General features: G+C 33.2%; 8 protein-coding genes. All 8 read right to left on the bottom strand.

What is annotated here, in order from left to right; all coding sequences use genetic code 11:
* Nucleotides 1–43: 43 nt before the first annotated feature.
* A complete protein-coding gene (locus tag ACKTTV_RS18885; protein WP_408032438.1) occupies nt 44–2,521 on the bottom strand; it encodes an Hsp70 family protein in 2,478 nt (825 codons plus the stop codon).
* Between the two features lie 9 nt (nt 2,522–2,530).
* Nucleotides 2,531–2,824: a hypothetical protein gene (locus tag ACKTTV_RS18880; protein WP_408032437.1), complete on the bottom strand. Its 294-nt coding sequence runs from the start codon at nt 2,822–2,824 to the stop codon at nt 2,531–2,533.
* A gap of 97 nt (nt 2,825–2,921) precedes the next feature.
* On the bottom strand, nt 2,922–3,785 hold the full coding sequence (porN, locus tag ACKTTV_RS18875; protein ID WP_408032436.1) for a type IX secretion system ring subunit PorN/GldN: 864 nt from the start codon (nt 3,783–3,785) through the stop codon (nt 2,922–2,924).
* Between the two features lie 18 nt (nt 3,786–3,803).
* A complete protein-coding gene (gene porM / locus ACKTTV_RS18870) occupies nt 3,804–5,348 on the bottom strand; it encodes a type IX secretion system motor protein PorM/GldM (RefSeq protein WP_408032435.1) in 1,545 nt (514 codons plus the stop codon).
* 47 nt (nt 5,349–5,395) lie between these two features.
* Nucleotides 5,396–6,043 (bottom strand): type IX secretion system motor protein PorL/GldL, encoded by a 648-nt coding sequence (gene porL / locus ACKTTV_RS18865; RefSeq protein ID WP_408032434.1) that lies wholly within the window; start codon nt 6,041–6,043, stop codon nt 5,396–5,398.
* A gap of 60 nt (nt 6,044–6,103) precedes the next feature.
* Nucleotides 6,104–7,468, bottom strand: coding sequence for a T9SS ring complex lipoprotein PorK/GldK (gene porK, locus ACKTTV_RS18860; RefSeq protein ID WP_408032433.1), 1,365 nt, complete (start codon nt 7,466–7,468; stop codon nt 6,104–6,106).
* A 102-nt stretch (nt 7,469–7,570) separates the two neighbouring features.
* Complete coding sequence (locus tag ACKTTV_RS18855) at nt 7,571–8,725, bottom strand: formimidoylglutamase (protein ID WP_408032432.1); 1,155 nt, start codon at nt 8,723–8,725, stop codon at nt 7,571–7,573.
* A gap of 61 nt (nt 8,726–8,786) precedes the next feature.
* Entirely contained in the window at nt 8,787–11,261 is a 2,475-nt protein-coding gene (gene topA / locus ACKTTV_RS18850) for a type I DNA topoisomerase (protein ID WP_408032431.1), read from the bottom strand.
* Nucleotides 11,262–11,310: the final 49 nt, after the last annotated feature.

Raw genomic sequence — 11,310 nt, 5'->3', positions numbered from 1 at the left:
AAGTATTTACGGCTTTACCCTCTTTATTTATTTAGATCCTGGTTTATTGAATTCCGGTTTGATCATCTATTCCTAAATCTTTAGATGTATCATTGTCTTTTGGTAATAAAGAGTTTAGTTGATAGACTATTGATTTTAGCACTCTATAGTCTTTATCTTCTAGGGCTTTATCTCCATGCAAAAACATGCGCTCTGCTTTTATTTTATCAATGAAAACATCAGCATTCATCTTAAAATGAAGATATACATCTATAAAGTTTTTTTCATCAGAATTAAACATAGTGTTATCTAAGGAGTTTAACTCTTTAATTTTAGCCTTAATTAGGTATTTATTTCCAGAATTCAGTATAGCAACTTCGTCTTTTATAATGTGTTCGTACCTAGACATAAACTGTTGATTCCCTTCTTCATTTAATTTAGCTTCCAAATAACTTTTTACCAATCTATACTCTGTTATGTCTTCATTTAACACTCTGTTTCGAGTTAACAAATCATACTCATTCATTAACTCTCTTTTCTGATTATCAATACTATATTTAGTGTCACTAATGTCTTCTTCTGGACTTAAATTTAGAGCTATTTGCAATTCTATTAATTGGTCTTTAATCTTCTTTAATTTTGCTAAAAAATCATAATCATCTCCATTAGTTTCTAATTCTCTTTCTAGTTTACGAACTCCTTTATCAAGTTCTCTTTCTAGTTTGTCTTTACTCAGATAACGTTCTGATGGTGTGAACTTATTTATAAAATCTTGCTCTATTGAATTTAAAAACACATCAACTTCCAAATCTCTAGATTCTGAAAGTTTGATCTCCAACTCTATATCTGTTCCTTTTATTAAATCACTTTCCAATAGGTTTCCTGGAATTTCAATATATCCTATTGTAAGCCCTGAACTAGGTAATCCTGCATTATTTCCCTCAACAATATTAATTCTTAAACTATCTTCACTACCTTTTAAAATAGTCTTAGAAATGGTTTTATAGATCATTTTTCTAAGCGGTAGTATACTATTTTTCTTAAAAACAAGCTCCAATCTTGTTTCCTTATACTCCATATCATCTATCTCCAAACAAATATCAATTGGAAGTACCTGCCCTTTTACTTGGTACTTTCCATGATTTATTGCTAATGTTTGATTAGTATAAATGACCTTATTCTTTTCGTCATATATGTCTAATTGAAATGTATTCAACTCATTTTCCAACAAATCAACATAGATATAAGCCTCTTTGGTAAATTGAACCATTCCTGAATCGAATCCTCCATCTTTTCTAATAATTCTGTAAGTTCCCCTGAATTCCACATCAGCTTTTATATGGATAAGCTCTTCATCATCTCTTGAGTTTCTTTCGTAAAGAATTGTAAAGTCAACATCTTCATAATCGCTAGGCTTTCCTTGTGAGATATCTTCATTAATCTTTTTGAATTTTGACCCTGCAAAATATGCCGCCCCCTTACCTACAGCCTCTGTAGGATCGACTTCTGAAGATAATGGTATCTTAACCTCTTCTAATAACTTCTTTTTCACATACGGAATTAAAGTTGTGCCGCCTACCATTAGCATTCTTTCTACCTGCTCTGGTTTGATATTATTTCTGGTTAGTAAGTCTAAAATAAACTCAATAGTTCGTTGAATTAATGGGTTAATTAGGTCATTAAATTGAATTCTGCTTATTTCAATGGTTTCATAAAAATCTTCTTCTTCTATCTCTACTTCAATTTCTACCGTCTCAAAAACACTCAATTCTTTCTTCGCTTCTTCTGCCTTAAATAAAAGTTCATAATACAATCTTTTATATTTACTATCTTTTTTACGGCATTCTTCCCATAAATTTTCAATAGCAAACTCTTTCTGTATTACTGGAATTATAAGACGTTCTACTATGAGATTATCAATATCCAAACCTCCTAAATAATTATCTCCTGAGTTATCTACAACATCAATTTCTCTGTTATCTATTTTAAGCAAAGCCACGTCAAAAGTTCCTCCACCAAAATCATACACTAACCAATACTTTTCTTCTTCAATATCCAAATTATTTTTATTCGCAAAAGCTAAGCTAGCTGCAATTGGTTCTTGCAACAAATATACCTGCTGAAATCCTGCCTGTTGGCCTGCTAATTTGGTAGCATTTGATTGTATTGTATCGAAAGAAGAAGGAATGGTAATAACAACTTCATTTATGGTAGTACCAGTATGTACAAAATTTTGGAGCTCCTTTAATACTTCAGATGATAGTTCTATAGGTCCTAATTCTTTTTCAATATTAGGAACCCAATATCTATCTGATGTTCCCATTTTTCTCTTAAAACAAGTGAAAACATTTAAAGGGTCACGTTCATATAAATCTCTTGCTTTATCTCCTACAAATATCTTATTCTTTCTATAAGCCACCGCAGATGCTAACGTAGATTTCAGACCTAACGGGTTTTTATATACTTCTAGAGTACCATCAATATAGGAAGCTATCATACTATTTGTAGTCCCTAAATCTATACCAAAATTAACTGTATTCATTTTTAATGATTAAGTTACAATTACAATACCTTTTTGAACAATAAACACACCGTCTTCTTCCCTTTTATATATAATCGGTTTTAATACTTTAGTAATTTTCATCTCACTATGTATATCATTTTCTAAAGACGCATTTACATCAGTTCTTTCTTCCGTATATCGTTCTCCCAACGGATTTTTCAAGTAGTATCCTAACTCGTCAAGTTCATGGTATATACGTCTAATATTTCTCTTAAAATTGTTGAAATTTTCACGTTCGGATTTTTGCTCTATTTCAAACACTTGATTTAGTATTTCTATCATAACATTTTTTAGAAGCTTGTTCAAATATACAAAAAGTAAAAAAGAGTGTTTGCATAGTACAAACACTCTTTTTTTGAAATTATTAAATGTGAATTTTCTAGTAATTCCACATGTCCATTTCTCTGTCTCTGATTCCTTCTTTTATTCTATTAGCTTCTAATAGTTGGAATAAAGAATTACCTCGAACATAGTCTTTAATTGATCTGTCTCCATAAAGGTTTTCTTCTTTCTGAATGATAGCATCAAATCTACGTGCATTTAAAAGGTTGTCATAAGAAATTGGTCGTGCCGAATTTAATGCATTAAATACTTTTGATTTATGCAAACTTTCTCTTGCATCTGGGTAGAATACCCAAAATAAAGCATAAATACTATCTCCATCATCAATTTCTTCTCTTCCTAATACTTGTACATCTGGTCCCATTGGTGCAAGACCAAGTAAACGATACTTCAATTCACCTTGTCTTTTATCAAAATACCAAATTCCTTTCAGCATGTAACCTTTTACCTGCTCAGATTTAATTTCATAGGTATCTGTATTACCATATCCATCATCTCTATTATCAAGAGTTTTTTCTTTGATTTCATCCATTCCAATTTTAGTCGTGAAATAAGAATCATCATAGATTTCCTTTATTTCTCCATCTCTAATTCCTTTTAGCAAAGAATCATATAATGAACGCCTATTATTACCAGTATTTGTGGTATCAATTGGGTAGTAATAAGGTAAATTAATTTTCTGATTTAAATCAACGTATTCCCACACTACCTTCGACCACAAGACATCTCTATCACTTATATTTCCATATGGTAATGGTTTATCATCTTCAGAAGCTATCTGCGCCTCTGACTTAAATCCAATTTCGCTTACCTTTTTAGCATTTAAAAGGTTTGCTTGGGCACTTGCGTAACTTGTTGATACAAGTGTTAATGCAACCAAATAAAAACGCTTCCAATTCATACTCATCTATTTTTCTTATTAATTTGTAATCTCAATATTTACAGGTAATACCTTCTTAAGCTTATAGTTAGATCCTGAAACTGTTGCTTTAATATCAAAAATAGATATTAAATCGTTTCTTCTTGCCTTAGCTAATGCTTTCTTAGCTCTAGCATTTAAACGTGTTCCTGACACAGGTATTGTGATTTGACCAGGTATTTTAATTTTAAAACTAGTTACGTTTAGTTTTAAATCAAATAAGAAGTCTGGTAATCCAGCTCCAACAACAACTTTAGCTACACTTGATTTCGGCATTCTAACTGTACCAAATTGGTTTCTTACCATACCATTCGCTGGTGGAATATCTTTAATTCTAAATTTCTTTGAAGAACTCACAGGTTTTCCATCAGGTAACTTACCGCTTACTCTAATTGTAACTTCATTTCCAGCCTTAGGACGCATCGCATAACTGTTTCCTTTAACTCTATTTAATCCAGGAGCACTTGCAGTAACTTTGTTACCTGGTATTCCAGGAATAGATATTGTTAATGGGTTTGTTAAACCACGATATACAACGTTCATCTTATCTGCAGAAATTACTGCATCATTAGGTCTAGGAATAACAGCATAAGAACTTTCGAATGGTACAGGAACTTCTTCACCGTTTTCAGTAAAGAATATTGTACCTTTAATTTTCTTATCTCCAACAGCTCCTGCAGGCATATCTACAACAACGTGCCCATCTTTGAAGTTTTTATAATCTTTATTACCATTAAATTCAACACGTGTTGGTTTTAATGTAGGGTCATATCTACCTAAAACAACCGATCCAGTAACTTTTTCACCAGGGTAGAATGCGTTCTTATCTAAAGCTACAATACCATTGTAGTTACTCATAGATACCTCTGACTCTAATTGCCCTCCTACTAAAGCTGAATATATTTCTGTTTCAGTAGTTCTGATATCACTTTGGATTTGGCTAACGTTAGCGATCGATGTAATTAAAGGCATTCCTTCATATCTACCTTTCAACCAAGGAATATCTTGACCTTCTGCAGATTTATCTGGATTTGTATTAAAACGTTTATCAACATTCTTTAGGATTTCCGCTGATGCTTTTTCTCCTAAAATGCCTTTTAATTTTGTGTTATAGTTGTTTATTTCAGCTACAAATTTATTCCCTTCTTCTGTGAATTTTTCACCTGAAAATAATAATTCATCTACTTTATCCGGGCTCTTTTGAGACTCATAATTTGTCTTATCCTCATCAGCAATGTCTTCCGACATTTTATCTTTTAAAGATGATAAGTAGTCGAAGAAACCATTAGATAATTCGCTAATTTGTTGAGCCTTCTTATTTAATTCTCCGAATTTCTCAGGTTGTTCACTCGCTTTAGTAGCTAAACCTTGAAGTGAATTCGCATTATTTGTTGCCGCAACCGTATTCGAATCCTCAATCTTTTCTTTCATGAATCCAAAAGATGATAATACCTTCTTATCCATCTGCATAGCAAGCATTGCTAAGAAAACCAGATACATAAGGTTAATCATCTTCTGCCTTGGTGATAATTTTCCTCCTGCCATAATTTTAAAATGATTTTAAGTTAATAACTAGATATAATAATACCTAATTATTTATTAGACATTGCAGATAACATTCCACCATAAACTCCATTTAATGAAGATAAGTTTGTAGCTAATGAATCCATTTGCTCTTGTAAACGTTGCGTGTTTTCAACCATTGCTGAGTTAATTTCAGCCTGTCTTGAAGCATTATCTACTTGAGTAGAGTACAAGCTATTTAATGACTCCATTTTAGCTGCAGCCATAGCCATTTGCTCATTGTACTGATTCGTAGAAGAAACAGTTTCTGATGTTGCAGTTAAACCTTCAGCAGCACCTTGGAAATTTTTAATACTATCTCCTAAGCTTGAGATTAAATCAGCATCTAATTTAGCCTCTTTTAAGATGTTATCTAATTTTTGAGATAACAAACTTTGAGCTTCATCAGGAGTAGCTTCATTTTTCTTTCCTAAAGATGATCCACCAGCTAATTCAGGATAAACTTTTGTCCAGTCTAAATCTTCTTCTACTGGTTCAAAAGCAGAAAGGGCGAATACTAAAGCCTCAACAGCCATACCAATTGTTAACATTAAACCTCCAGTTAAGAAACCAAATTTAAAGTGCATAATTTTAAATAAAGCTCCAACAATTACGATAGCCGCACCTAAACCGTAGGCCATGTTAAATAATTTCTTAGTTGATTTTGATTGTGCCATAATTTTTAATTTTTAAGGGAAATTAATTAATATTTAAGTTTAATTTGGGTACTATTTTGGTTATTGGCTTTTGTTTGTTCCAAGATAATCTTGAACAGTTCTAAATCCAATATAACTTCTAGCGGTATCGGCATACTCCCAATCTCTCGAACTCACCTCTAAGAAATAAGCTACATCTTTCCATGATCCACCACGAATAATTTTTCTTCTATTTTCTCTATTTTCAACATTAGGGTTCATTGTTGATCCCATATAGTATGACATTTGATTGTAAGCGGTATTTGTCCACTCTGCAACATTTCCTGCCATATTATATAAACCATATTCATTAGCATTGTAAGATACAGCTTCAACAGTATATAAAGCTCCATCAGCGGCATAATCTCCTCTCACTGGTTTGAAGTTTGCTAAGAAACATCCTCTATCACTTGTTGTACTTGGTCCACCCCATGGGTATTTTGCATAATTCAATCCTCCACGAGCGGCATACTCCCATTCAGCCTCTGTTGGAAGTCTAAATGCTGGAACTAGCCCTAATTTTTTCTTTGAACGTTGGTAATTGTTTTTCTCTTTAGTTCTCCAATGACAAAAAGCTTTTGCTTGACGCCAACTAACACCAACTACAGGATAGTTTTCATAAGCCTTATGTGCAAAATATTCTTGGTGCATTGGATCATTATAAGAGTAATTAAAATCTTTAATCCAAACTGTGGTATCAGGATAAACATTAATTACCTCATCTTTCATGAATTCTTTTCTGTTCTTTCCAGACCTTGCTGCTTGTTCATTATCAAACCAGAAATAACGGTAGTTTAATAACTTAGTATTAAAAGTTCTAATACCATTTAAGGCCTCTTCTTTTTTAATATATAAAGAATCCATTACCTCTACATAATCGGTATCAGGAAATTCTTGGTTTTCCCAAATAATTTCTTCTTCCCAATTTAATGGTTTCAATGAATCCAGTCCTTCACCTAATTCATAATAATTCTCACGCATGTATTTGTCATACGGAGTTTCATTCACTGTGTCTTTTGATGCAAACGCATATAACTGAATTCCTTCTGGTTTGTCATCTCCTTCACCTGAAGAAGCAAACTCAGCCTGCATAGCTAATTTAGTACGAGTAATTGAATCTCTTACCCAATGTACAAACTGCTTATATTCACTATTTGTAATTTCAGATTCATCCATATAAAACGGTTGAACTGTTACGGTCTTTGTTGGAGCATTCATCGTTCCTAATGGATCTTCATCTTGTTTACCCATAGTAAAAGAACCTCCAGGTATTTTTGCCATTCCATATGGCTTTTCAGCAAACCATTTTCTCTTCGATTTCACACCAACCAACTCTCCTCTATCGCCACTGGAACCACAGGCGTAAACGATAGATACTAATAATGCACATACTGCTAATTTCTTCATACTTTATTCTTTTCTTATAAAAAGAGGCGTAAACCTATTATTTTTTTTATTAAAAAACAATTTCGAGATATAAAAAATACTCAAGACAACCTTAACTGTCTTTTATGCAAGCTTTTGCAAAGCTTTAAACCATCTTTTGGGTATTTTTAATTTGAGAGCTTCTTCATAATCTCGATAGCTACATGGTATTAACGCATGTCTTTTATGTTTATTATTCGATATTAAATTTATTTCCATCCACCAACGACCACTTCTATCACTTTTGTAAAAATTTAGTGGATCATCGTCATCTAAAATCACTGTATATTTTTCATAACTCTCCTTTGAAACGAAAGGATAATCGTTAGCTCTTTTGTTAACTCCTTCTATGAAATACCAAATGATTTGGGCTATTAATTTTGCTGTTTGATTATTAACATCAATAGCGCCATTGTATTCATAAACTCCGAAAGAAGTTACTTTATCACTTATTCCTGCATATCGTGCTATTGCACAAGCATCTTCCCCATAAAAACCATTGGGAGAGGCATTAGTGTTACCAGGAGCATCGCTTTGTCGAACACTTCCAATATCAAAGCTGACTATATCTGCATCTCTCAAAATTGGTTCCACCAAAGTTATATCCTTAACTTCACCAAGTCTATAGGCATCAAAATATAGTTTATCAACTAATTGGATTTCTTCTTGAGAATTAAAAAACGTTTGATAACCTATATTGCTATAATTAAATAGGTTATTAGGCTCTTCCATAATTATTTTGCTAAGAAAAGACCTTGACATAAGTTCTTCATCAGACGTTCCGATATCAAATCGGCTGTCTATGGCAACTAAATTTACAGTTTGCTCAAGTTCATCATATGCCCTATAATTCGCATACGTTAAATCTTGAGTTCCACCAATAATTATAGGAATAATTCCCTGTTTGATTAAAAATGATACAGTTTTAGAAACTGCAAAGTAAGTATCTTGTATTGTATTACCTTCATCAATATTCCCCAAATCGGCAATTGAAACATGCCAATCTCCGGAAAATAATTGATACAATTCTTTTCTAACATAATACAAGCCTTCATGAGAATTGTATTGCTCAGCTCCCCTACTCTCAGCAATACCCATGATGGCAATTTTCACTCCAGATAAATCTGGAAAGCCTTCTTCAGTATGCAATTGCACCAATTTACCAAGCACCATAGCTGGGCATGACATAATATTGGTAACTACCGAATTTTCTAATGGTGAAAAGAATTCGACATTCATTTATTTAAGGGGATTAAAAGTATCGCAATATACTAAAAAAACTATTTCAACCTAGAATTGTTTATTTCTTTTTTTTGGTTGCTTTCTTTTTAGGTGTTTTAGCCTCAATCATTTTAACAGCCTCTTCCTGAGTAAGTTTCTCTATCTCTGTTGTTTTAGGAAGTTCTACCTTTATTTTTCCTTTGATAACATTAAAACGTCCCCATCTGGCTTTTTCTACTCTAATACCAACTTCTTCAAAATTATGAATAAGTTTTTCTCTTTCTTTACGTTTTTTGTCCTCAATTAATTCTTCTAAATCCGCTTGAGACAAATTATCAAAGTCATATTTCTTATTTACATTGATAAAAATTGAATTCCATTTAATAAATGGACCAAAACGACCAACTCCTTTCTGTATTGGCATTCCTTCATAGGTTCCAATAGGCGCATCAGCTTTTCGTTTTTCTTCAATTAACTCAATAGCTCTATCCATATCAACAGACATTGGATTTTCTCCTTTCTCAAGAGAAACATATTTTCCATCAAACTTTATATAAGGGCCAAAACGTCCATTTGCTACAACAACTTCCTTTTCTTCATAATTACCTAATGATTTAGGTAGTTTAAAAAGATCCATTGCTTCTTCGTAAGTAATAGAACTCATGGTTTGATCTCCCTGTAAACTAGCAAACTTAGGTTTTTCTTCATCTGTTGCTTCACCAATCTGAACCATTGCTCCAAATCTTCCTAAACGCACATATACGTTCTTACCACTTTCTGGATCAACTCCTAACAGACGTTGCCCACTTGCTCTGTCTGCATTTGCTGCCACATCTTCTACATGTAAATGGAAACTTTTGTAGAAGTCTTTGATCATAGCTGTCCAGTCTTCTTTACCTGATGCTATTTCATCAAACTCATCTTCCACTTTTGCTGTAAAACCATAATCTAATACAGATTCGAAATTCTCAACTAGGAAGTCATTTACAATATTACCTATATCGGTTGGAACCAGCTTACCTTTATCTGAACCCACTTTTTCAGTTAGTTCTTTTTCAGTTATACTTTCATTGCTCAACTTTAACTGAGCATATTTCCTATCCTTACCATCTACCGTTCCTTTCTCAATATATTGTCTTCTTTGAATCGTAGAAATTGTTGGTGCATATGTTGAAGGACGTCCAATTCCTAACTCTTCTAATCTTTTAACGAGCGCAGCTTCCGTATATCTTGCAGGTGGTCTGGTATATCTCTCAGTTGCCAAAATAACCTCATTGGTAAGCTCTTCACCAATTACCATTTTAGGCAACATTCCTTCTTGCTCCTCATCTTCATTATCAGTACCTTCTAAATAGACCTTTAAGAAACCTTCAAACTTAATTACCTCTCCATTAGCTAGGAAGGTCTTATCATTTTTATTATTATCAATTTTAACTGAAGTTCTTTCTAATTGAGCATCGCTCATCTGAGAAGCTAATGTCCTCTTCCAGATCAAACTATATAGCCTATCTTGATCATAATCAACAGAAACATCATGACATGACATATCCGTTGGGCGAATTGCTTCGTGAGCCTCCTGCGCTCCCTTAGATTTCGTTGAATAATTTCTTGGTTTACTAAATTCAGCTCCATAATAACTAGTTATTTCACTTTGAGCTGCCTTTTTTGCATCATCAGATAGATTTACACTATCTGTTCTCATATAGGTTATCAATCCGGCTTCATACAACCTTTGAGCCATCATCATTGTCTTTGCCACTGGAAAACCAAGTTTTCGAGAAGCTTCCTGTTGTAATGTTGACGTTGTAAACGGTGCAGCTGGAGATTTTTTAGCTGGCTTTTTCTGTAAGTCTGCCACATTAAATGTTGCATTCAAACATGAGTTTAAGAACGCTTCAGCTTCTTCTTTCGAAGGAAAATTCTTACCAAGTTTAGCCTTAAACTTCTTACCTTCCTGACTTACAAACTCTGCATCAACTCGATATGATGCTTGTGCATTAAATGCTTCAATTTCTCTTTCTCTCTCAACAATTAATCGAACTGCAACCGATTGCACTCTACCAGCTGAAAGTCCTCCTTTTACTTTTCTCCAAAGTACAGGTGACAATTCATAACCAACTAGTCTATCTAAAATTCTTCTTGCTTGTTGAGCATTTACAAGATTATAGTTAATGCTTCTTGGGTTATCAACTGCTCTTAATATGGCGTTTTTCGTAATCTCGTGAAAAACAATCCTTTTGGTACTACCATCTTTCAACTTCAATTGCTCAAACAAGTGCCATGCAATTGCCTCTCCTTCCCGATCCTCATCGGATGCTAACCAAACAGTTTCTGCTTTCTTGGCTAAATCTTTTAGTTTTTTAACCACAGCCTTTTTATCTGTGGAAACAATATATTTGGGTTTAAAATCGCCATCAACATCAATTCCTAATTCTTTTGACGGAAGATCCGCAATATGTCCAAAACTAGACTCTACCTGGAAATCTTTTCCTAAAAACTTTTCTATTGTTTTTGCCTTTGCTGGTGACTCTACTATAACTAAATTCTTTGCCATTTTTCTAACTCTTAAAATAGCCACACTAAATACATTGCGGCTGTTTTCA

The organism is Tenacibaculum xiamenense (assembly GCF_964513065.1).
Classification (GTDB): Bacteria; Bacteroidota; Bacteroidia; order Flavobacteriales; family Flavobacteriaceae; genus Polaribacter; species Polaribacter xiamenense.
This window is presented reverse-complemented; position numbering and strand designations above follow the sequence as displayed.

What these genes read in the sequence shown, in the direction of transcription:
- ACKTTV_RS18885 (WP_408032438.1), bottom strand. Translation starts at nt 2,521, where the DNA reads ATGAATACAGTTAATTTTGGTATAGATTTAGGGACTACAAATAGTATG.
- ACKTTV_RS18855 (WP_408032432.1), bottom strand. Translation starts at nt 8,725, where the DNA reads ATGAATGTCGAATTCTTTTCACCATTAGAAAATTCGGTAGTTACCAAT.
- topA (WP_408032431.1), bottom strand. Translation starts at nt 11,261, where the DNA reads ATGGCAAAGAATTTAGTTATAGTAGAGTCACCAGCAAAGGCAAAAACA.
- porL (WP_408032434.1), bottom strand. Translation starts at nt 6,043, where the DNA reads ATGGCACAATCAAAATCAACTAAGAAATTATTTAACATGGCCTACGGT.
- porN (WP_408032436.1), bottom strand. Translation starts at nt 3,785, where the DNA reads ATGAATTGGAAGCGTTTTTATTTGGTTGCATTAACACTTGTATCAACA.
- porM (WP_408032435.1), bottom strand. Translation starts at nt 5,348, where the DNA reads ATGGCAGGAGGAAAATTATCACCAAGGCAGAAGATGATTAACCTTATG.
- ACKTTV_RS18880 (WP_408032437.1), bottom strand. Translation starts at nt 2,824, where the DNA reads ATGATAGAAATACTAAATCAAGTGTTTGAAATAGAGCAAAAATCCGAA.
- porK (WP_408032433.1), bottom strand. Translation starts at nt 7,468, where the DNA reads ATGAAGAAATTAGCAGTATGTGCATTATTAGTATCTATCGTTTACGCC.